The following is a 20,260-nucleotide window of genomic DNA, read 5'->3' as shown; positions in this document are numbered from 1 at the left end:
GTCTACGGCTAGCTTCCTAGTTTACTCTTTGATTTTCATTCAGTTTTAAGGGCCAATTTAGGGCTGTGTAAAGAAAAAAGCCCTACTAAAGGCTTTCTTAGGATCTTTACATCCACCCTGAGGGAATCGAACCCCCATCTCAAGAACCGGAATCTTACGTGATATCCATTACACTAAGGGTGGAAACTTGTTTTATTATAACAGAAATTTGCTCTAATAACAAGTTTTTTTCTAGTGAGATAGGCCGTCTTAGTGGGAAGCATCCCCATTCCAGATGGAGTTTTTCACGATCACATAATCAACATGTTTAAGGTCAGCAACCTGACGTCCACCTGCATAGGAAACAGCACTTTGAAGGTCTTGTTCCATCTCAGTTAAAGTGTCTTGCAGATGACCTTTGGCAGGAAGCAAGATACGTTTGCCTTCCACATTTTTGTAAGCACCTTTTTGATATTGTGAGGCTGAACCGTAATATTCTTTGAACTGTTCGCCATCGACTTCAATCGTGTTCCCTGGACTTTCGATGTGTCCTGCAAAGAGGGAGCCAATCATGACCATGCTGGCACCGAAACGGATAGACTTGGCAATATCGCCGTGAGTACGAATTCCTCCATCTGCAATGATTGGTTTACGTGCAGCCTTGGCACACCAACGGAGAGCAGCCAACTGCCAACCACCTGTACCAAAACCAGTCTTGACCTTGGTGATACAAACCTTACCAGGACCGATTCCAACCTTAGTAGCATCCGCACCAGCATTCTCCAATTCACGCACAGCTTCTGGTGTTCCCACATTTCCAGCAATGACAAAGGTATCTGGCAATTCTTTCTTGATGTGTTGAATCATAGAAATCACACTATCTGCATGACCATGTGCAATGTCAATCGTAATGTACTCAGGAGCATCAGCCTTGAGCTGGCTGACAAAATCATACTCATAATCCTTAACACCGACAGAGATAGAAGCAATGAGCCCTTGCTCGTGCATGCGTTTAATAAAAGGAATGCGTCCTGCCTCATCAAAACGATGCATAATGTAGAAGTAACCACCTTTAGCCAGTTGCTCTGCTACATTTTCATCCAAAATTGTCTGCATATTAGCTGGCACAACAGGTAGTTTAAAGGTGTGATTTCCTAGAGTGACACTTGTATCCGCTTCTGCACGGCTTTTAATCACACATTTATTTGGAATCAATTGAATATCTTCATAATCAAAAATTGGAAATTCATTTAACATATCGATGTCTCGTTTCTTTTGTAATGACCTACCTATGCTCTCGCATCACTACGCCTTTTCCGACGTTTCCTTAATTAATTATAAATCAAAGTACAGTTTTTGTCAAATAATTTTATAAATTAAAACGTATCGTTCGGTTTTTACTAGTGTAAATAACAAAAGAAAGGAGAGATTATTTTCTCCCCACTTCTTTAGTAATATTCCTTTTAAAAGTTTCTTCGGAGTTTTCCATCATTTCACAAAATTCACTATAGGATGAAGACTCCCGAGAAATTTGGATGGACCATTTCTTCAACAAAGCTCCATAACCTGCTAGCTTCCCTATCTCATTATCAACAACCTTGTCCTCGCTCGGAAAAACAAGACCAGCTTTCTCAGCTTCTAAAATATAAGAATAAGAAATCAGCTGGAATAAGTCCTCACGATTGATCCCTTTTTCAGTGAACTCTAGTTTTTTATATTTAGCATCTAAAACGATTTTTAACTCTTGATGATAAAAATCTGGATATACTTTCCGTTTCCCAACAGAAAATACCGAAATACCACCTAGTTTTTCTTTATTACGTGGATGGATGAAATCTTTTGGCAACAAGGTATGAACATACTCTTCCCAAAGCCAGGCAACATCAAAAAGAATACCATGAATTTTTTGATCTTGATACCCTAAGCCGTGCTTTTCTTGGTTTAGGATCATCAGACAAAGTTCTTGTAACTTTCTGTACTCGTGAAAGTATGCATGACGTATAGGTTTAGATTGATTTCCCCGAATAATCTTAGCACGATCAGCTAGTTTATAAGAGGGCGTTACACGCACGATTTCTGCTACATTTTCACGACTAGTCAAGAGATTATCAAGAACCCCTTGCCCAATGCTTTTCTGGTTCTTAATGTATTCAATAGTGTGACGGACCAACTGCATGAGGGGATTATCATAGGTGAACTCTCTCGTTGTGTAGGCAATATTTCCCGTGAAAAGAAGATTTTTCTTGAGATGATTTCTTACATCAATCACTCCCTTAACATGACTGTCATTATGAGAAAATCTCTGGTATTCCTTATAAAGACCTTTTCGAATAGCAGCTTGAAGATACTTGGGGAAGAGATACATCAAAAGTTGATAAAGCCTCTCTTCACGAGACAAAGCAACATCTAAACTAGTGAGATTGATATGAAGAACCTTGTGTAAGAGATAATGCAAAAAATTGTCATTATTCTCATCAGAAAAGCGAGAGGAAATCGTTAATCTTTCCTGACCACACCCCAGAAAACCAATCACATTTCCAGTCTTGATTTTCTGATTAACTGTTTCAAAGATTTTTTGGTCCTTCTCTAAGTCAGGAGAATTCTTCAAATCATTTGGAAAAATGAAAATACGTTCATTTTGGGATAGACTTTCCAAGGTTCTATCTAAAAGAAGATTGCTTAGTTTAGGATATTCTTCAACAAATTCTTCTTTAACAATCTTGTGTTGATTATCAGTGATCCGCATTATCGTTTTCATCGCCTTCATTGTTATCAGCTACCGCCTGATCTTTTTGCTCATTCTTTGTCAGATCGAATGCTTTTTTCAATGTTTCTAGAGTTTCAGCTTCATCATAAGAACCACGTACATAATCTTCCAAAAGCGGTTGGAGATAATCAGACCAGAGTAATTCATAATTAAATTTTACTTCTTTTAACCTCAGGAAATAACTTGGTCCGATATGATAATGACTGTTTAGCTCCTGAACGTTCTCGATAGCAGCATTTAAGTTTCTTAAACGTTTTTTCGCTTCTTTTGCTTCATCACCGAGAACATCGTCTAGCATACCAACTTGACTCTCGGCAGTAACTTCAACAAAACGGAAGCGACGACGCATAGCAAAATCAAAGGTATCTACCGAACGGTCAATATCATTCATTGTTCCAATTATGTAAACATTTTCGGGGATATAAAACTTTTCATCAGTTTCGTGTAGATTTGCATATTGGGTAGAAACACTTCCCTTTTCACCACGATAGCCAGGGTCAATAGAGAAAAAGAGTTCACCAAAAATCTTAGAAATCTCCCCACGGTTGATTTCATCGATGATGAAGACAAAATTATCTTGACCTCCGGTTTTCTTAGCGTCTCTAGCTTTCTGACAAAACTTCTTAAAAATGCCATCTTGGAGCTTAAACTCAATAGCTCCATCCCCATTTGATACCGGTCTCAACCCCTCTACAAAATCCGTATAATCATAGGAAGGGTGAAACTGTACAAAGCCGATTTGATCTTTATTACCATTTGTTAACTCCACAGCAATTTCTTTAGCAAGGTAAGTTTTTCCCGTACCTGGCGCACCGTGTAGGATAAGATTTGGAGACTTTAATAGAGATTGAGTTAATTGATGACGAAAATTGTTTGATGAATCCATTGTACTATTTTCCATAAAAAGCTTAGAATACTCAAAAAGCATAGTTCCTAATTTCGATGGCTCCAACTCAGGATAAGTTTTGGACACCAGTTCAATTATTTTATGATTTTGCAGATAAGGTCCACCTTGATTTGTCTGAGAAACAAAGTGGCTCCAAAATTCTTTCTGACTATTAATATTTACACCAAAGAAAGGATTTCCCTCAGAATATATACAAAGTAATTTTGTCACCATAGCAGAACGACCAATAAATTCATTTGTTGATCTTTTCATATCAAAAATAGGATTTTCAAAGTTAAAACGAATACCTTCTTTGATAATTTCATGCAAATCTGATTTTAATTTTGAAAATCGCTGATCCAACTCTGAAAGCGGAATGACTTTATTACCTTGATCTTTATAACTCTTTGTTTTTTCATTCCAATAAATCCCGAATTTTGAAGCTGAGCCACCAGAAATTCCAAGAAATAGATTTTTGTATTTTCCCTTCTCAAGAGCGTAGCATAAAGACTTATTTTGCTGTCCCTTTCCTATTACATATTCATCGATTGACATTGTTAAAATCCTATTCAAAGGCCATTCCTGGAGAAACTCTTCTTTTAATTTATCATTAAACTTTTCACCAGCAGTTGCCTTATTTAATAACTCTTCTTTATTTAGACTATACCATTTATAAAAATCTTCTAAACTAACTTTTCTTTTATTCATCAATCTAACCCCTTTTGCTAATGATGTTTAAATATTAGCATTACTTATTAACATATATTTTATAAATAGAATACCATATTCTATAGAAAAAGAAAAGAATTTCTAAAGAAAAAGCCTAGTGTAGAGACTTTATTTCCTCATACTACTAGACTTCTTTTTTATCTTAATAATACTCACCCTGGCGGTAGTCCCATGAGTTAAAGGTATCTGAGAGATGCATCATGATTTTATCAATGTCAAGCCCTTTGCGGATTACAACTGGAGCTGGTGAAGTTGAACGTGCTCCTCCTTGTTCTGGGATGAGTTTGCCGTCTTTATCAACCATAGAGACCATCACACCCTGCTCGTAGCGAGTTTCAATCGTTTTGTCTGGTTGGATGGATGCCACATAGTCGTCTGCCTCGATAACAAGGTCAACAGCTCCTTCGATGCGTTCTCCGATACCTTCTACCTTACCACGGTTTCCTTTTCCAGATGGATTTGCAGATGAGGCGTAGACCATCTTTCCTTCTTCCCAAAGTTTGGCAGCCAATTGTTCACCAGCTTTCCCAAACTTGATAACAAAACAGCTAGTACCACGCACGTCAGTCATCAGCTCTTCACGGCCATCCCCATACGCTTTGAGTTTTTCAAAGGCTTCTGGTTTCCATGGAAGGATACAACCAAGAAGAATGTCTTCGTCCCAATGTTTTTGGTAGAAGGCTTCAATTTCTGGATTGAGTTGTGCTAAGGCGCGAAGCTCATCCATGCTACCACAGAGAACAACACCTGGTTTGTTACGATTACGTTCTTTAGCTGCGAACTTACGCTCAAGTCCTGCCTTATCGCTAGTCATGATGATGTAACCAACTTTAGTAGGGCAAACGATACATCCGCCCTCACCTTTTAAAATGTCATAGCCTTCTTGTGAAAGTGTTCCGTTCCATTGAATGTGTTTTGTCATAGTTCTATTTCCTTTTCTAATTTTCTTCTAATCCTGCCAGTAGGCTGGTCGTTGTTTTTCATAGGCAGCAATCAAATCTTCATACTGCAAAGTAATACCGATATCATCCAAACCATTTAAGAGCTTGTGTTTCCACTCGCTATCAATTTCAAAAGTGAATTCTCCAACTGGTGAGATGATTTTTTGTCGTTCCAAGTCCACAGTTACCTGGTCACTTGGTTGTAGCTGAGCTAGTTTCTCTCGAACCTCTCTGGGCTGTACAATAGGCAACATGCCATTATTGAGTTCATTATTGTAATGAATATCCCCAAAAGACCCTGCAATTACGACTTTAAAACCATAGTCAGATAGAGCCCAAGCTGCGTGTTCCCTCGAAGAACCTGCGCCAAAGTTATCCCCTGAGATGAGAATACTTGCTTTACGATATTCAGGCCGGTTAAAGACAAAGTCTGGATCCTCGGTGTATTTGTCATCCAGATAACGCCAAGCATACATGAGGTACTTACCAAAGCCTTTTTTATCAATCAACTTTAGAAACTGCTTGGGTAGGATTTGGTCGGTGTCGATGTTATCATTCATGAGAGGAACGGTTGTTCCCGTATAAACTGTAAATTTCTCCATATCCTCTCCTTACTGAGCTTCTGGCATTTGCCGAACATCTACAAAGCGCCCTGCGATAGCTGCCGCAGCTGCCATGGCTGGACTGCAGAGATGGGTCTTAGCGCCAAATCCTTGTCTGTCCTCAAAGTTCCGATTGCTGGTTGAGGCACAGTGGACACCATCAGGTACCTTGTCAGGATTCATCCCTAGGCACATAGAGCAACCGGGGTCTCTCCACTCAAATCCAGCATCTAGGAAGACCTTGTCTAAGCCCAACTTCTCAGCAGCTCGTTTGACAGGACGAGAGCCCGGAACCACAATTGCTGTTAGATTAGGAGCGATTTTCTTCCCTTTGACAAATCGGGCAGCCAGTTGTAAATCGCTGAGACGAGCATTGGTACATGAACCGATAAAGATATAACCTAGCTCAATATCTGCTGGCTTTTGACCAGGCTCCAAGTTCATATAATTGTAAGCTCGTTCATCATTCATATCCTTAATTTCTGGGAAACTACTGTCAAAGTCAACCCCCATAGCAGGGTTGGTTCCCCAGGTCACCATAGGAGCAAGGTCTGAGACATCCATCTGGATAACCTTATCGTAAACAGCATCATCATCACTGACAAGGGTTTTCCAATCAGCCACAGCCTCTTCAAAGTCCTCTGGAATGCATTCCCGTCCCTTGAGATAATCATAGGTGGTTTGATCCGGATTCATAATTCCCATCTTGGATCCAAACTCAATGGACATATTGCAAATGGTCATTCGCTCTTCCATGCTCAGTGCATCAATAGCCTGCCCTCTATATTCCACCACATAGCCAACACCGCAAGCAACACCGTACTTGGCAATCAAGGCTAAAATGAAATCCTTGGAATAAACTCCTTTTTGAGGAACTCCAGTGAATTCCACCAACATTTTCTTGGGTTTAACCTGCCAGAGTGTCTGAGTAGCGAAGACATGCTCAACCTCACTGGTCCCAATCCCAAAGGCAATAGCTCCAAAAGCCCCGTGGGTTGCCGTATGGCTATCTCCGCAGACAATGAATTTCCCTGGTTGGGTTCGTCCTGTTTCTGGACCCACCATGTGCACGATTCCTTGCTTTTCGGAACCGTGGGCCGCATGTTCAATCCCAAATTCCTCAACATTCTCAGCTAGCTTATCAATTTGAGCCTTGGAAATGACATCTCGAATATCGTAGATATTAACCGTTGGGACGTTGTGGTCAAAGGTGCCAAATGTCAAGTCTGGTCGTCTCAATTTGCGACCGGCATCTCGTAATCCTTGAAAAGCCTGAGGGCTGGTCACTTCATGAATATAGTGCTGGTCCACATACATGAGTTGGGGTTGCCCCTCTTCTCCTGTGATGACATGACGGTCCCATAATTTATCAAAAATCGATTTTCCTGCCATCCATTACCTCCAAATATAATATAAGGCTACTAGTGTGGTCACCATCCCAAGAAACCAAACTGTTTTAAAGTACCATTTTCTAGTCTTGTGGTGAAAAGTGATTCCTGCTAACCAAGCACCAAAACCACCACAAGTAAAGGCTAAAATGAGTAAGATTTTCTCTGGGATGCGCCAAGCTCTTCTCCTTGCTTTAGATTTGTCAATACCATAAATCAAGAAAACTATAACATTCCAAATCAAAAGGACTAGAGTAATTTTTTCGTCTAACTTCATAACCTTGCAATAATAGCTTCCGTCATTTCCTTGGTCGAAGCCTGTCCACCTATATCTCTTGTTAAAATGCCAGCTCCCAAACTTGCCTCAACAGCACGCTCGATACGCTCTGCATCCTCATAACGTCCAAAACTATCTCTCAACATCATGGCCACTGATAAAATCATGGAGATAGGATTTGCAATTCCTTGACCAGCAATATCAGGTGCTGAACCGTGAATAGGTTCATAGAGACTTGGTCCATTTTCAGAATGACTGGCTGATGGCATGACTCCAAGTGTGCCAGATAGAACGCTTGATTCATCAGATAAGATATCTCCAAAAAGATTCTCCGTCACGATGACATCAAACTTGGCAGGATTAGTAATCATAAGCATAGCAGCTGAGTCCACCAGCTGGTGCTCCAAGGTTACATCTGGGAAATCCTGCGCGACTTCCTCAGCCACTTTCCGCCAGAGTTTTGAGGTCGCTAGAACATTTTGCTTATCGATACTAGTAACGATTTTTCTGCGATTTCTTGCAATTTCAAAGGCCTTACGAATAATCCGCTCCACTTCCTCATAGCTATAGTCGTTGATATCACGCGCCTTTCGCTCTTCAAGAATATGATCCCCAAAGTAAATTCCGCCAGTCAACTCACGCACCACGACAAAGTCCACACCAACAATTCGTTCTGGTTTGAGAGGTGACAAATGCTTGAGACTATCAAATATTTTGACTGGGCGAATATTGGCATAGAGATTGAGTTCCTTACGGAGAGCTAGCAAGCCTTGTTCAGGGCGAATCGCTGCTCCATCATACTGAGGACTACCGATAGCTGCTAGGAGAATAGCATCTGCTTCACGACATACCTTGAGGGTTTCATTAGGTAAGGGATGCCCTGCAGCATCGATACCTGCACCTCCGAAGGGTCGTCTGTCAATCTCATAGTCAAAACCTGTTTTTTCAGCTAGAGCTTCCAGAACCTCTAAACCAGCCTCCATGATTTCTGGGCCAATTCCGTCCCCTGCTAGAGCTACTATTTTCTTTGTCATAGCATTCTCCTTTACACACTAGGCATGTCACGATAGGAAACACTGTGTCCTATCTCACCAGCATTCTCTTTTTGAACAAAGGTATTAGCATTGATGTAGGCAATAGCTGAAGCCTTTAGCACATCGAAATCAAGACCTGCTGCGTTAAAGATAGTTTCTGTATCTCTGTTTTCAACAGTGACCAAGACCCGAGCCTGGGCATCAATTCCATCTGTCACCGCGTCAATGGTATAGGACACCAAGCGGACGGATTGATTAAAGAACTTGTCGATAGCGTTAAAGATTGCTTCAACAGAACCTTGTCCTGTCGCATTAAATTCGACTTTCTCACCTTCCATATTAGCTAGGCTGACGAGTGCTTCGATGTCATTATCTGCATGAGTTTGCAGTTGTAAATCATCAAAGTGGAAGCCTTCTGGGTTTTCAACCATAGTTCCAGCGACCAGCGCTCGAATATCTGCATCTGTGATTTCTTGCTTCTTGTCTGCTAGCGCCTTGAACTTCGCAAAGAGTGGTTTGATATCCTCTTCTGTAAAATCTAGTGCCAGTTCTCTTAGTTTCTCAACAAAGGCATGGCGACCAGACAATTTTCCAAGCGGAAGACTATTACTCTTAACACCAACCAATTCAGGGGTGATGATTTCATAGGTAAGAGGATTTTTAAGAACTCCATCTTGGTGAATACCAGATTCGTGAGAGAAGGCATTGCCACCGACCACAGCCTTGTTTTTAGGAACTGGGATACCTGAGAAGCGAGAAACCATTTCTGACGTATTCATTGTTTCATCCAAAACAATATCACTAGTTGCTTGGAAGAAATCCTCACGAATCTTCAAAGCAACAGCTACTTCTTCAAGAGCAACATTACCTGCGCGTTCACCGATACCATTAATAGTTCCCTGGACACGTCCAGCACCGTGTTTAATTGCTGTCAAAGTATTTGCAGTTGCCATACCGAGATCATCGTGACAGTGGACACCAAAGACAACTTTATGATCTGATTTAACATTTTCAGTCAAGTGATCAAAGATGCGTGCAAACTCTTCTGGAGTCGTAAATCCAACTGTGTCAGGGATATTTATATAAGAAGCACCTGCATCGACAGCTGTTTGAACAACTTGCAGGAGGAAATCCAACTCTGTTCTAGTCGCATCTTCTGGAGAGAATTCAACCACTTCAAACTTAGAACGTGCATAAGAAACATGCTCCTTAATAGCTTCTAAAATCTCTTCCTTGCTCTTATTGAGCTTATACTTGCGGTGAATCGGACTGGTAGCGATAAAGACGTGAACCTGTGGATACTTGGCATCCTTAAGTGCCTCATAACAAGCATCAATATCAGACTTGACAGAACGAGCTAATCCTGTCACTGCTGTTTTTTTCATAGCTTTAGCAATTTCTTGAACGGCTATAAATGAATCTGGACTAGCAGCCGGAAAACCAGCTTCAATTACAGAAATTCCCCATTTCTCCAGCTGTCTTGCAATGGAAACTTTTTCCTTTATTGAGAAGTTAACACCAGGTGTTTGTTCCCCATCACGAAGACTTGTATCAAAAAATTCAACTTTACGCATAAGATTTCCCCTTTTCCAAATATGGTTTTAAAAAAACATCTCGCTTAGAGGTCCAAGCGAGATGTTGATTCACTCCCGCTTGGTAAGCCAAACAGGACTAATGCTTTTTGCACTAGCCCGAGTACCCCAACAACAAAGCAAATTGATTAAACTTAGCTGTTTTCATGTTTGACTTTCTCCTTCGTTTGATATCTTGTTTAGTATTTTAGCATAGGCAAAAGCGCTTGTCAAGAAAAAATCAAATATTTTCTGAAAATTTCTTCAGTATAGAATATTTAGCTAATTGAAAATTATTGAAAATCCTTGAAATATTTCATTTTTTAGAAGTTAAATTCCAACTTTTTTCTATCAATTCCAGTACTATTTCATCTGACAAAGTATCATCAAAAGCCACACTAATCCAGTAGCGTTTGTTCATATGAAAAGCTGGATAAAAGCCCTTTTGTGAAAGCAGGTCCACTACTTGATCATGTTTGAGGTTGACTGCTTCGACTAGACCTTCTCTCCCCTTATCTAGCCTATCCCAAGGTATTCTCATCAAAACAGCATACCATTTTTTATTGCCTTCATGTCTTAAGACTGCCGTATCAGGCGATTTCTCCCACAGATACTCCAACTGATTAGCATACTTTTCCTGAATCTGAGCCATGATACGCTTAGTCTGAGGACAGATAAAATCCTGTACCTCAAAACAAGCCTTCCGAATCTGGTAGAGAATCTCCAGACAAGCCTCACGGACACTTGCAACAAAACTTCCTTTAAAACTTTCCATATGAACGTGAGGATAGAGGTCACCGGTTTCCTGGTCAAAGACCTGAAAACTCACATTATCAGTAGTGATAGACACAGTCATGATAAAATCACCCTGCAAAATATGGCAACTATAAGTCCAGGCTCCACTATTTTCTACAAAACCATAGGCACGAGCCTTTTCTTGATTAAACTGATAGGATTTAAAAATTTCAAACATAAGTGAAAACTGCTACCAAAAGCTAGCAGTTCCTTTCTATTTTTTAAAAGACAACCTTGGTTCCATGCAATTGTGTCACACCTAGCTGGTCGATAAAGATTTGACGGTTGTCCAAGTCAATCCCCCCACCTGGTAAAATTTCAATTTTACCTTTAGCATATTCCAAAATTCTGTGATAGTGAGCAAAACGTTTTTCTAAGAAATCCCCAGACACACCAGCACGAGTCAGGATTCGAGTGACACCGGCTTGGCTGAGCCAGTCAATTGCTTCCAGTTGATCTTCATCACTTAATTCATCAAAGGCCATGTGAAAGACAATTTCCATTCCTTTTGATGCAGCAATTAACTTCTCCAGATTAGACTTATCCAACTTCTTATCAGCAGTTAAAGCTCCAAATACAACCCCTTGACTTCCAGCCTGAGCAGTTAACCGAATGTCTTCTAGCATAATAGCAATTTCTAGGTCATCATAGACAAAGTCGCCACCACGTGGACGAATCATGGTCATAATGGTCGTATCGTAGTTAGATGCCAATTCTACCGCTGTCTTGGTCACTCCATAGCTTGGTGTTGTTCCTCCCACTGCTAGATTATCACAGAGTTCGATTCGACGAGCTCCAGCCTCCATCGCTTTTTCAAGCAAGGTCACATTTTCAGCACAAAATTCGTAAATCATTTGATTCTCCTTGAAGATTACTTTAAATTTATTATATCATATTGTTGTGAATATGCTTTCATTTTTATCAAGGGAAATAGTTACAAATTTTACTTATTCTTTGTCTGGAATGACCTTGAAGAGATAATAGGTGATAAAGATGGTCAAGGCTCCTAGACCAATTTTGACAGGTAAGAGAGGGGCAAAATAAATTGAAATTCCCATCAAAATGTAGATAGATACGATGATTTTTTTCTTACGTTCACGCGCAATAGACTTAGTCTCACGAAAATCAGCTACATATGCTTGATAGAGCTTGGTATGATAAAGCCAGTCTTCGAAACGCTTGGAACTTCTGGAGAAACAAGCAATAGACAGCAAAAGAAAGGGAGTTGTAGGCAACAAGGGTAATACAACCCCAACAATAGCCAAAGCCAGTGATAAAAAACCAATTATCAGATAAATAATACGCATAACTTCTCCTAGTTAATACTCTTCGAAAATCTCTTCAAACCACGTCAACGTCGCCTTACCGTAGGTATGGTTCCTGACTTCGTCAGTCTCATCTGCAACCTCAAAGCAGTGCTTTGAGCAACCTGCGGTTAGTTTCCTAGTTTGCTCTTTGATTTTCATTGAGTATAAAATAATCTTCTTCTAGTTTCGCATACAATGATGAATTTTGTCAAGTTCTAACCAAAAAGAGCCTGAAATTCACTTTCAGGACTCTCCTCTTATTTAATCTTTTCTTCTTCGTAATCACCATTACTGCAAACAACCTGCTTGCCACCTCCACGGACTTTTTTCTCCATGAGGAAGTTGCCACATTTTGGACAGTCACGACCAACAGGTTTATCCCAAGAGGTAAACTCACAGTCTGGGTAGCGATTGCAACCATAGAAGAGGCGATTACGTTTGGTTTTACGCTCAATGATTTGTCCCTGATGACAACTCGGACACTCAACACCAATCTCTTTCACGATTGCTTGGGTATGACGGCAATCTGGAAAATTGCTACAAGCGTAGAACTTACCAAAACGACCAAGTTTAATGACCATGGGACTGCCACACACTTCACAATCAAATCCAGCCGGTTCATCCTTGATTTGGATTTTTTCCATTTCTTCTTCAGCCTTGGCGACTTCTTTGGAGAATGGTTTGTAAAAGGCATCAATGACACGTTGCCACTGCTCTTTTCCAACTTCGACATCATCCAGCTTGCCTTCCATTTCAGCTGTGAAAGTCACGTTTACGATATCTGGGAAATATTCAACAATGAGCTTGTTAACAATTTCTCCCAACTCTGTCGGTTCAAAACGTTTGGCTACAAGGCGGACATAATAACGTTTCTGAATGGTTTCAATGGTTGGCGCGTAGGTGGACGGACGTCCAACCCCATTTTCCTCCAAGGTCTTAATCAGAGTCGCTTCAGAATAACGAGCAGGCGGTTGAGTGAAATGTTGCTCTGGTTTGCTATTGACTTGTTTGACCACATCTCCAACAGCCATATCTGGTAACATTTTATTCTTGTCAGAATCATTATAAATGGCAAGATAACCATCAAACTTAACCTGACTACCATTGGCAGCAAATTGAACCCCATTTTGAGACAATTTAACAGCCATGGTATCAAAGACAGCAGCTGTCATCTGGCTAGCCACAAAACGATTCCAGATAAGGGTATAGAGCTTGAGCTGGTCCTTGTCCAGATACTTAGCAATACTTTCAGGTGTATTAAAAACACTAGACGGGCGAATAGCCTCGTGGGCATCCTGAGCACCTGATGCGTTTTTCACCTTGCTACCATGCTTAGAATACTTGCTACCAAAACGGTCCGTAATGAAACTTGCTGCTTCGTTCTGTGCCACTGGACTGATACGAGTCGAATCAGTACGCATATAGGTAATCAAACCTTGGACGCCAGAACCGATATTAATCCCCTCATAGAGCTGTTGGGCAACCATCATGGTTTTTCGAGTACGGAAATTGATTTTATTGGCAGCATCCATCTGCATAGATGAAGTGGTATAGGGTAAAGGAGCATTGCGTTTGCGCTCTTTCTTATCCACCTGATCCACTGAAAAGTCTTTACTGGTCAGACGAGACAGGACTTCCTTGACCTCGTCATTGCTAGTCAGTTTCAGCTTTTTACCATCCACTCCATAGAAGGAAGCCTGAAATTGCTTGGTTCCCTTTTTAAAGACAGCATCAATTGTCCAGTATTCTTCTGGCTGGAAGGCGTTAATTTCATTCTCACGATCAATGATTAACTTAAGAGCAATAGATTGAACACGACCAGCTGACAAGCCTTTCTTGACCTTCTTCCACAAAATAGGCGAAATCGAATACCCTACCAAGCGGTCCAAAACACGACGAGCCTGTTGGGCATCAACCAAGTCCATATCAATCTTGCGTGGTTCTTTAAAAGCATTTTTGACTGCATCCTTGGTGATTTCATTAAAGACCACACGGTTGGCATCATTTTCATCCAAGTTGAGAATATGGGCCAAATGCCAAGAAATCGCTTCTCCTTCACGGTCCGGGTCACTCGCCAGAAAGACTTTATTAGCTTTTTTGGCTTCTTTTTTCAAGTCATTGATGAGAGGGCCTTTTCCTCGGATATTGATATATTGCGGTTCATAATTATTTTCAATATCGACTGACATACTGGATTTCTTCAAATCACGGATATGCCCGACACTGGCTAAAACCTTGTAGTTTCTGCCTAGATATTTTTCAATCGTCTTGGCCTTAGCAGGCGACTCCACGATTACTAGATTTTTTTTAACTGTTGATTTTTTCTTTTTTGTTGCCGTAGCCACAGTATCACACCTTTTCAAAGTAATAAACTTTATAAAGTGTAAACCATTTTGCCATAACTGTCAAGACTTAGCACCTATATATAGAAGAAAAGTTTGTTTAGAAAGAGAAATTTCGTCTTAAAATTCAAATTCCGCAAGAACATCCTTCCCACTTGTAACCAATTTTGCCCCTTCTTGAATCAAATGATGGCAACCGTCTGATAGTCCATCTAAAATGCTACTAGGTATAGCAAAGACGTCACGCCCTTCTTCCATTGCCCTCTCACAGGTAATAAGACTACCTGAGCGCATCTTGGCCTCTGCTACAATCACACCACGGCAAAGTCCAGCAATAATGCGATTACGGGCAGGAAAATGAAATTTCAGAGGTTGTTCACCAGGTCCATACTCACTGAGAACCAGATGATCATTGCTGATGTAGTCTTGCAAGCGTTTATTGGCTTTAGGATAAAACACATCCAGTCCTGTTCCAATCACTGCAATGGTTTTTCCGCCGTTCTGAAGAGCAGCCATATGGGCTGCTGTGTCAATCCCCTTGGCTAATCCACTGACAATAACCAGTTCATTTTCCAAGCCCTGAATGACTTTTTCAACTGACTTAGCTCCCTGTTTGCTACAAGCACGACTGCCCACGACTGCTACCTTAGGAAATTTCAAGAGGTCAAGATTTCCCTTGTAAAATAAAAGTACAGGCGCATCATATATTTCACTCAAATCCCAAGGATAACAGTCATCTAAAATAGAGAAAGATGGAAATTTTTGAAACTCCTTCTCCAAATGCGCATCGTCTATCTGAAAATAACGTTCCATAAAAACAGCTGGATTTCGGCAACCTGATATATCTGCAATATCACCCAACAAAAGCTCCTGATCAACATTTTCACCGTATTCTAGTACTTTCAAAATCTGTTGATTGGTCAAACCTGATTTTTTTAACTTATAGATTTCATAGTTTGTGATTTTCATAAATATCTCCATTTCTTTTTCTACTCATCTATTTATTCGTAAAAAATCAAAAAAACATCCGACTATTTTGTCAGATGTTGAAATCTTTAATTTTCGTTTTTAAGAATTTCTTCTAATTTATGGTAGTCTTGGACGCTATCGATCTCATAGATGCTATTACCTTCTAATTCTTCGACATAGACATCTAGCTCTTTGATATTATCCTTAACCATATTGTCCCAGTATAGATCAACAAATTCTCCACTTGCATAAGCCTTGTCGATAAAGCTGACAATCTTTTCTGCAGTTGGAGCATCCCAGAAGGATACACCACTAAGGATGCGACCCGCCTTGCTATCAACAATAATGTCTTGAACCTTGTAGTCATCTCCATAGACCAAGAACCATTCGTTGGTACAATCTTCACGATAAACACTAAAATAAGTCGAACGTGTCAAATCATTACGGAACATATTTTTAAAGAGATAGTTATCTGCATCAATAACATAGCTGTTGGCCAATTCTTCTTTTACAAGATAGAGAGAGTAAAAGTTATTGTAGTCAGCGTATTTATCATTGAAGACGAGGCGAACACCGTATTTTTCTTTTAAGTAATCGAATTGTTCTTTAAGGTAGCCAACGATGATGATAATGTCGTTAATTCCTTTTTCTTTAAGAAACTCAATTTGGTATTCAATCAAAGGTTTTTGATTAACCTGAACCAAGGCTTTAGGGGTATTTTCAGTCATAGGACGCAAGCGAGTTCCCAATCCCGCTGCTAAGATGATGGCTTTCTCACGAATCTCCTTTATTCTTTAATAATAATATAAACTCCAGCAATGACGACAAGTGACGTAATAATTGTCAGCATATCTAGAGGTGCACCCAAGAAAACAACTGCAAACAAGACAGTCCAAACTACATAACTCACGTTCAAGCCTGTAGCTTTAGCAGGTTGCAAGCGATTGATAGCGATATAATAAGCCAAGTAGGAAATCATATCAAAGGCTGCAAAGACAATCATAAGACCTAGCAATTGTCCATTGGCCACTTCTGAAAATGATTGATGAGAGAAGAGCACAATCACAAGATAGGACAAGAATGAAGTCACTTGACGGATTAAGAGGGCTTCGATTTCACTTAATTCACTTTCCATAGCAAAAGAGCTAAGGACACTTTCACTCCCCCATGCAATGGCACAAACCAAAGCACAGAGAATCCCAATGTAGAAGGAATTGACCTGTTCAACCTTATAGGTCTGGGCAATAATTCCTGCAATAATCAAGATAATCCCAAACACAGTATTTTTCGAAATCTTGTGCTTCAAGAAGAAGAAAGCCAATAAAACTGAAATCGCAGGGTAAATAGCTGATACAGATGAAGCTAAAGAACTTCCGATATACTTAACTGCATAAAGATTGGCCTGCATACCGATAGGGCCTGCTAGTAAGGCTCCGATGATAACACTAACATTGCGAATATTTAAGAAAATTGAGAGACGAACTTTTCCTTCTTTTATCAAGAGAAAAGCTAGTAAGATAAAGATACTCAAGAAATCGTGAGCAGCGGCCACCACAAAGGGCGACAAATCTGTAAAAATCGAAAAGATATAAGCACTAATCGTTAGACCTAACCCCCAAAAAATACCTGAGAGTAAACCAAAAGAAACTCCATTTTTATTTTTCATCTGAACCTCCATAATATGACAAACCTTTAACAGCTCTTTGGTAACGACTCACACCATAGTCACCAAAATCTGCACCTTGCTCTTCTTTGTAGACTGTCCATAGACTCCAAATAGCATCTTGCAAAATGCAATCTTTTCACGAGAGACAGGTGTTTGCTCACTCTCATAGTGAGATAAGAATGCTTCTTCCTCTTGACGAGTGACTTCAGACTCTAAAAAGAGGGCAGCCAAATCCCACATTGGATCGTTCATTGATGAATATTCCCAGTCAATCAAATAAAGTCGTCCTTGAGGTGATTCGATAAAGTTTTCAGGCACTAAATCGATATGACAAGATTTCCTGTCAACACCTAAGTCAGCCAGTCTTTTCTCTAAGGAGAAGACTTCTTCTCGAAGAGCTTCATAGTTGGCATAAGGGATTTTCTCTTCAATCAAGGATTCGTATTTTTTAATTTCTTCAAAAGGAGCAAATTCTCCTCTTAATTCCTTACCAGACGCATGGATGGTTTGTAATATTGGAGCAATTTTATCAAATTTGGTCTTGATTGACGTTGAATCAAGCGTAATCGCAGATTCGATATACTCATTTACTTTGTACCAGCTTCAATATCAAAAAGATAATTTTTTACATCTAAGTCTAAATCCTTTAGTAGTTCAAGATTGTACTTTTCATCTTGACGATTGATCAGTTTTTCAGTCCCTTTACCAAAGAATTTAACAATGTATTGCTTATTTGTTGTTTTGGCCAAATAGTTTTGATTGGTCATTCCCCCCAGTTGTTCAACACTGAGGACTTCCTCTTCTGCACTAAGTAAGGAAGAAATTTTTTCTTTAATGATTTTCTCCACAATTAACCTCCAGTTCTTATACTTCCCACTTAAACACGGTTTTAAAAGCTGTGTTTAAATCGGTTGCAAAGACACGGTGAATATCTTTAATTTCTCTTACAGGTTCTTCTAGATAAAGGATATTTTTAAGACGATTGGCAAATTTCTTGACTTCCATCATTTGGATGGCATTTTCAAAATCAATGCGACCAGAACGAGAGGACCCAACCAAGAGCAAGCCTTTTTCTAAGGCATCGCGAGTATTGAGATTGACTTTATACTCACTAACTCCCATCATAAGAATCGTTCCTTGAGGACGAATATAGCGAATCAAATCATTAATAGCTGGTCCAGTACCATCACCACCACAACACTCAAAAGCATGGTCAAAGGCCAAATCTTCAGGAATATTATCAGTAATATAGCATTCTTTGGCAAAAGAGAAGAGTTCCAACTTTTCCCAATGACGACCAATAACCACAATCTCTGCTTCTGGCAAAGTATAGTTGATAATATTGGCAACCACAAATGCTAAACTTCCATCTCCGATAACGGCAATTCGGTTCCGCTTGCTGTGAGCAAGAGTCAGTAAGCGATTCATGGCATGCATACCAACACTGACAAACTCTGTAATGGCTGCAACCGTGTCTTCGATAGCATCATAAGTCACCACACGGTCTTTAGGAAGAGAAACAAACTCTCTCATAAAGCCATCAAATCCACTAGACAAGAAATGGGTCCCTGTCATGTAGTTCTCATAGAATTCTTCATCACTCTGCATAGGAGGCTGATTAGGAATCATGACAACTTTTTGCCCAACCTCGTAGGTTCCTGTCGGATCAGAAATAACGGTTCCACATGATTCGTGAATCATTGCCATTGGAAGTTTTTTATTCAAAATCTTTGGATCACGTTTTCCTTGATAGTAACGCTGATCCGCATGACAGACAGCCATGTAGTTGGGGCGGATGAGGATATGATTCTCTTGGTCAATAGCCTCTTCCTGATATTTGACATTGATAAACTTAGGCTTAGTTAGTTGATAAATTTGATTAATCATTTTACTAGTCTTTCTCAATCATACTTTTTGCAATCTTCAAATCTGTTACGGTTGTAATTTTTAGATTTGAATATTCACCTTTGGCCAAGGCCACATCTTTTCCTTTGATCACAAAGATTTTACATGCATCTGTCAAAATTTCCTTATCTTCATCAGAAAGAGATCCATAAAGGTCCATGAAGTCCTTGCAACGGAATGTTTGAGGTGTTTGTCCTTGATAAAGGTGAGCACGATTTGGAATATCTGTAATAAATTGACCATTGGTACTTTCAACGATAGTATCAACCGCTTCTACCACTGTGTCCACTGCGTCATGATTTTGGGCAAGTTTAATATTGTCTTGAATCATGCGAAGTGTAATAAATGGACGAACAGAATCGTGGGTAACAACGATATCCTCTGGAGTAAGCGGACGATAAGCATCAATGGCTTCAATGATTTTCTCAATACTCGTATTACGGTCAGCACCACCCTTTGTAATGATGATACGTTCCTTATGAAGAGGAAGATATTTATCTACAAGATCTTCTGCATGAGAAACCCAGTCTCCATGAACCCCAACTACAATTTTTTCAATACTTGGTTCCAAGACAAATTTTTCAATTGTATGAATCAAAATAGGTCGATCACCTAGCTCTAAAAATTGTTTTGGCAAGTTACTGATTCCCATGCGTGTGCCAGTTCCACCAGCAAGAATTCCTGCATAAATCATCTATTTTCTCCTTTGTCTTACTAAAAAAACTTATTCTCTTTATTATACCACAATCTAGTCCTATCATGAAAGAAATACCGGCCCTCCCGTTCTAGAATAGGAGAATCGTAACTTCTCAAAGTAACTTCCATCTCTCTCCCAAAACTGGAAGTTACTCTCAGACGACGAATTATGCTAGAATTAAGTCTGAGACTTTTCGTGAGGAGGTACCTCATGCCGAAAAAACAAAAACATCTCACTCTAGAAGACCGTATTGACATCCAAACTGGAATCGGTCAACAAGAAACTTTCCGTTCCATCGCTGAGAAGATGGGAAAAGACCCGTCAACGATTTCAAAGTAAATCAAGCGCAATCGCATCATGCATCCAACATCCGTCAAATCTGATTGCACGGATTGCCCACTTCTC

At 39.9% G+C, this 20,260-nt stretch carries 19 protein-coding genes, 1 tRNA gene and 2 pseudogenes; 1 reads left to right on the top strand and 21 read right to left on the bottom strand.

Going from position 1 to position 20,260, the window contains the following annotated elements; all coding sequences use genetic code 11:
• Nucleotides 1-111: 111 nt before the first annotated feature.
• From O3601_RS07490 to O3601_RS07390, 21 genes and pseudogenes are all read right to left on the bottom strand, one after another.
• A tRNA-Arg gene (locus O3601_RS07490) sits at nucleotides 112-183 on the bottom strand.
• A 66-nt stretch (nucleotides 184-249) separates the two neighbouring features.
• A complete protein-coding gene (locus O3601_RS07485) occupies nucleotides 250-1,236 on the bottom strand; it encodes a GMP reductase (protein WP_371472173.1) in 987 nt (328 codons plus the stop codon).
• A 172-nt stretch (nucleotides 1,237-1,408) separates the two neighbouring features.
• The gene (locus O3601_RS07480) at nucleotides 1,409-2,725 is read right to left on the bottom strand and encodes an McrC family protein (protein WP_371472277.1); all 1,317 of its coding nucleotides are present in this window, start codon (nucleotides 2,723-2,725) and stop codon (nucleotides 1,409-1,411) included.
• Nucleotides 2,712-4,340 (bottom strand): McrB family protein, encoded by a 1,629-nt coding sequence (locus O3601_RS07475; RefSeq protein ID WP_371472172.1) that lies wholly within the window; start codon nucleotides 4,338-4,340, stop codon nucleotides 2,712-2,714. The genes O3601_RS07480 and O3601_RS07475 overlap by 14 nt, the downstream gene beginning before the upstream one ends.
• Nucleotides 4,341-4,503: 163 nt before the next feature.
• A complete protein-coding gene (locus O3601_RS07470; protein ID WP_000160498.1) occupies nucleotides 4,504-5,283 on the bottom strand; it encodes an L-threonylcarbamoyladenylate synthase in 780 nt (259 codons plus the stop codon).
• A 27-nt stretch (nucleotides 5,284-5,310) separates the two neighbouring features.
• A complete protein-coding gene (leuD, locus tag O3601_RS07465) occupies nucleotides 5,311-5,904 on the bottom strand; it encodes a 3-isopropylmalate dehydratase small subunit (protein ID WP_371472169.1) in 594 nt (197 codons plus the stop codon).
• A 9-nt stretch (nucleotides 5,905-5,913) separates the two neighbouring features.
• Entirely contained in the window at nucleotides 5,914-7,296 is a 1,383-nt protein-coding gene (gene leuC, locus O3601_RS07460) for a 3-isopropylmalate dehydratase large subunit (protein ID WP_371472166.1), read from the bottom strand.
• Nucleotides 7,297-7,299: 3 nt separating this feature from the next.
• Nucleotides 7,300-7,569: a DUF1294 domain-containing protein gene (locus tag O3601_RS07455; protein ID WP_371472164.1), complete on the bottom strand. Its 270-nt coding sequence runs from the start codon at nucleotides 7,567-7,569 to the stop codon at nucleotides 7,300-7,302.
• The gene (gene leuB, locus O3601_RS07450; RefSeq protein WP_371472161.1) at nucleotides 7,566-8,603 is read right to left on the bottom strand and encodes a 3-isopropylmalate dehydrogenase; all 1,038 of its coding nucleotides are present in this window, start codon (nucleotides 8,601-8,603) and stop codon (nucleotides 7,566-7,568) included. The genes O3601_RS07455 and leuB overlap by 4 nt, the downstream gene beginning before the upstream one ends.
• 11 nt (nucleotides 8,604-8,614) lie before the next feature.
• Nucleotides 8,615-10,177 (bottom strand): 2-isopropylmalate synthase, encoded by a 1,563-nt coding sequence (locus O3601_RS07445; RefSeq protein WP_371472158.1) that lies wholly within the window; start codon nucleotides 10,175-10,177, stop codon nucleotides 8,615-8,617.
• Nucleotides 10,178-10,490: 313 nt separating this feature from the next.
• Entirely contained in the window at nucleotides 10,491-11,147 is a 657-nt protein-coding gene (locus O3601_RS07440) for an MmcQ/YjbR family DNA-binding protein (RefSeq protein WP_371472156.1), read from the bottom strand.
• Between the two features lie 43 nt (nucleotides 11,148-11,190).
• Entirely contained in the window at nucleotides 11,191-11,823 is a 633-nt protein-coding gene (locus O3601_RS07435; protein ID WP_371472154.1) for a copper homeostasis protein CutC, read from the bottom strand.
• A gap of 93 nt (nucleotides 11,824-11,916) precedes the next feature.
• Nucleotides 11,917-12,276 (bottom strand): YbaN family protein, encoded by a 360-nt coding sequence (locus O3601_RS07430; protein ID WP_001220352.1) that lies wholly within the window; start codon nucleotides 12,274-12,276, stop codon nucleotides 11,917-11,919.
• Between the two features lie 12 nt (nucleotides 12,277-12,288).
• A complete protein-coding gene (locus tag O3601_RS07425) occupies nucleotides 12,289-12,435 on the bottom strand; it encodes a hypothetical protein (RefSeq protein WP_371472151.1) in 147 nt (48 codons plus the stop codon).
• 98 nt (nucleotides 12,436-12,533) lie between these two features.
• Nucleotides 12,534-14,621: a type I DNA topoisomerase gene (gene topA / locus O3601_RS07420; RefSeq protein ID WP_371472148.1), complete on the bottom strand. Its 2,088-nt coding sequence runs from the start codon at nucleotides 14,619-14,621 to the stop codon at nucleotides 12,534-12,536.
• A 117-nt stretch (nucleotides 14,622-14,738) separates the two neighbouring features.
• Complete coding sequence (gene dprA / locus O3601_RS07415) at nucleotides 14,739-15,587, bottom strand: DNA-processing protein DprA (RefSeq protein WP_371472146.1); 849 nt, start codon at nucleotides 15,585-15,587, stop codon at nucleotides 14,739-14,741.
• An 86-nt stretch (nucleotides 15,588-15,673) separates the two neighbouring features.
• Nucleotides 15,674-16,315 (bottom strand): NTP transferase domain-containing protein, encoded by a 642-nt coding sequence (locus O3601_RS07410; protein ID WP_230681924.1) that lies wholly within the window; start codon nucleotides 16,313-16,315, stop codon nucleotides 15,674-15,676.
• 59 nt (nucleotides 16,316-16,374) lie between these two features.
• Nucleotides 16,375-17,253 (bottom strand): DMT family transporter, encoded by an 879-nt coding sequence (locus tag O3601_RS07405; protein WP_371472142.1) that lies wholly within the window; start codon nucleotides 17,251-17,253, stop codon nucleotides 16,375-16,377.
• Nucleotides 17,243-18,101: pseudogene (locus tag O3601_RS07400) on the bottom strand (phosphotransferase). The gene O3601_RS07405 and the pseudogene O3601_RS07400 overlap by 11 nt, the downstream one beginning before the upstream one ends.
• Before the next feature lie 16 nt (nucleotides 18,102-18,117).
• On the bottom strand, nucleotides 18,118-19,140 hold the full coding sequence (locus tag O3601_RS07395) for a ribitol-5-phosphate dehydrogenase (RefSeq protein ID WP_371472139.1): 1,023 nt from the start codon (nucleotides 19,138-19,140) through the stop codon (nucleotides 18,118-18,120).
• Between the two features lie 4 nt (nucleotides 19,141-19,144).
• Nucleotides 19,145-19,852, bottom strand: a complete 708-nt coding sequence (locus tag O3601_RS07390; RefSeq protein ID WP_371472137.1) for a 2-C-methyl-D-erythritol 4-phosphate cytidylyltransferase — start codon at nucleotides 19,850-19,852, stop codon at nucleotides 19,145-19,147.
• A gap of 213 nt (nucleotides 19,853-20,065) precedes the next feature.
• Here O3601_RS07390 and O3601_RS07385 point away from each other — a divergent pair.
• A pseudogene (locus O3601_RS07385) lies at nucleotides 20,066-20,260 on the top strand (helix-turn-helix domain-containing protein); the annotation flags it as partial.

The sequence above is a fragment of the Streptococcus sp. 20925_1_69 genome (assembly GCF_041432365.1).
In the GTDB taxonomy this organism is placed as follows: domain Bacteria; phylum Bacillota; class Bacilli; order Lactobacillales; family Streptococcaceae; genus Streptococcus.
This window is presented reverse-complemented; position numbering and strand designations above follow the sequence as displayed.

Coding starts and splice junctions, on each gene's coding strand:
- O3601_RS07405 (WP_371472142.1), bottom strand. CDS start 17,253: ATGAAAAATAAAAATGGAGTTTCTTTTGGTTTACTCTCAGGTATTTTT.
- O3601_RS07440 (WP_371472156.1), bottom strand. CDS start 11,147: ATGTTTGAAATTTTTAAATCCTATCAGTTTAATCAAGAAAAGGCTCGT.
- O3601_RS07455 (WP_371472164.1), bottom strand. CDS start 7,569: ATGAAGTTAGACGAAAAAATTACTCTAGTCCTTTTGATTTGGAATGTT.
- O3601_RS07475 (WP_371472172.1), bottom strand. CDS start 4,340: ATGAATAAAAGAAAAGTTAGTTTAGAAGATTTTTATAAATGGTATAGT.
- O3601_RS07390 (WP_371472137.1), bottom strand. CDS start 19,852: ATGATTTATGCAGGAATTCTTGCTGGTGGAACTGGCACACGCATGGGA.
- leuC (WP_371472166.1), bottom strand. CDS start 7,296: ATGGCAGGAAAATCGATTTTTGATAAATTATGGGACCGTCATGTCATC.
- dprA (WP_371472146.1), bottom strand. CDS start 15,587: ATGAAAATCACAAACTATGAAATCTATAAGTTAAAAAAATCAGGTTTG.
- O3601_RS07410 (WP_230681924.1), bottom strand. CDS start 16,315: ATGACTGAAAATACCCCTAAAGCCTTGGTTCAGGTTAATCAAAAACCT.
- O3601_RS07485 (WP_371472173.1), bottom strand. CDS start 1,236: ATGTTAAATGAATTTCCAATTTTTGATTATGAAGATATTCAATTGATT.
- O3601_RS07395 (WP_371472139.1), bottom strand. CDS start 19,140: ATGATTAATCAAATTTATCAACTAACTAAGCCTAAGTTTATCAATGTC.
- O3601_RS07430 (WP_001220352.1), bottom strand. CDS start 12,276: ATGCGTATTATTTATCTGATAATTGGTTTTTTATCACTGGCTTTGGCT.
- O3601_RS07480 (WP_371472277.1), bottom strand. CDS start 2,725: ATGCGGATCACTGATAATCAACACAAGATTGTTAAAGAAGAATTTGTT.
- O3601_RS07425 (WP_371472151.1), bottom strand. CDS start 12,435: ATGAAAATCAAAGAGCAAACTAGGAAACTAACCGCAGGTTGCTCAAAG.
- leuB (WP_371472161.1), bottom strand. CDS start 8,603: ATGACAAAGAAAATAGTAGCTCTAGCAGGGGACGGAATTGGCCCAGAA.
- O3601_RS07445 (WP_371472158.1), bottom strand. CDS start 10,177: ATGCGTAAAGTTGAATTTTTTGATACAAGTCTTCGTGATGGGGAACAA.
- O3601_RS07435 (WP_371472154.1), bottom strand. CDS start 11,823: ATGATTTACGAATTTTGTGCTGAAAATGTGACCTTGCTTGAAAAAGCG.
- leuD (WP_371472169.1), bottom strand. CDS start 5,904: ATGGAGAAATTTACAGTTTATACGGGAACAACCGTTCCTCTCATGAAT.
- O3601_RS07470 (WP_000160498.1), bottom strand. CDS start 5,283: ATGACAAAACACATTCAATGGAACGGAACACTTTCACAAGAAGGCTAT.